This is a genomic window from Acinetobacter endophylla, assembly GCF_053543775.1.
This window is the reverse complement of sequence record NZ_JBLVOM010000130.1, coordinates 1-1,226: the sequence shown is the minus strand read 5'-3', so window position 1 is coordinate 1,226 and position 1,226 is coordinate 1. Positions and strand designations below refer to the sequence as shown.

Here is a 1,226-nt window from a genome sequence, read left to right as displayed (position 1 = left end):
GACTTTCATCTGCGTAATCATTCCAGTGTGCCTATTCATCTGATCATGTGGCTGGATATTTATACAGGTAGACGGCTAGGGGAATTGTCGCGTTTAAAGATTGAAAACTTTGATCGTGAACACAAAAAATGGTACCTGGAAGCGGTGAAACATCCGACCAAGAAAACGAATAATAAGTGGTTTGTAGTGTCAGACCAGGCATTAGAAATTATTGATCTGCTACTGCAGCCAGAGATCCGTAATCGTATGCTTAAACGTGGCGGTGATGAATCAATGCTGATTCCATGCCATGAAAACAATATTGCGAAGCAGTGGCAGAAAATTAAGAAACAAGCAGGTATTGATGACCTACGCTTCCATGACCTACGGCATGAGGCTGCTACACGTTTGGCAGAACAGGGACTGACTATCCCTCAGATTCAGCAATATACGCTCCACGATGACTGGAACAGCCTTAAACGCTATGTGAATTTGGATATTATTCGAAAAGAATTATTAAATTTCTCAAATGCTATGGATGGAACTGCAAATATTGAGCTGGCTAAAATATTAAATATGAAAGGTTTTTGATGTTGAATAAGAAGAATTAAAACACTCTTAAGAATATTAAATTAATGTTGTGATTGTTGCATATAATGTATAAAATGTGGCCTGCTTTAACTTAGGGGAAATAATTCCCCTAATTTTTTATCTGAAAAGATAGGAAAAGTTATATATATTTTTGTTATCTGTGGATAACCTGGTTGACTTTTGTGCAGCTGACCTAATATAAAGGATATAGACATGATTCATGGTGTAAAACTTGAAGACTTGACCGACGACGAAAGATTAGGTCTTGAAGAAATTGTGAATGATGCTTACGACAAAATCTTAAGTGCAGCAAATATTGTTTTAAGTCGTTGTCGTAAATCCCTAAATATTAATTATCTTAGAAAAGAAAATCCTACTCTGACTGAGATTTTGAAACAAATGCAAGAGATTTCAGGTCTTATGCAAAATCTTAATCAAGCTGGATATGTAACTTTTAAAGCAGAAGAATATGTAAAACATGTACAAGACATCGTTGAAGCTGTGGAATCTGGTCATACAGAGGATCTAGAGCGTCATGTACGTGAACTTAACCAAAGGAGCTTCCTATGAGTCGTTTAGAATTGCAACTTACCCTTGCTAAATTACAAGCTGCTACTGCTAAATTAGATCAGCTAACTAAGCAGTGGGATGCCGCT

At 36.7% G+C, this 1,226-nt stretch carries 2 protein-coding genes; both read left to right on the top strand.

The window, feature by feature from the left end; genetic code table 11:
* A partial coding sequence (locus ACNPNW_RS05925; protein ID WP_448766703.1) for a tyrosine-type recombinase/integrase occupies positions 1-570 on the top strand: 570 nt, incomplete at its 5' end.
* Between the two features lie 213 nt (positions 571-783).
* Positions 784-1,140: a hypothetical protein gene (locus tag ACNPNW_RS05920; protein ID WP_086044479.1), complete on the top strand. Its 357-nt coding sequence runs from the start codon at positions 784-786 to the stop codon at positions 1,138-1,140.
* The last annotated feature ends 86 nt before the right edge of the window (positions 1,141-1,226 follow it).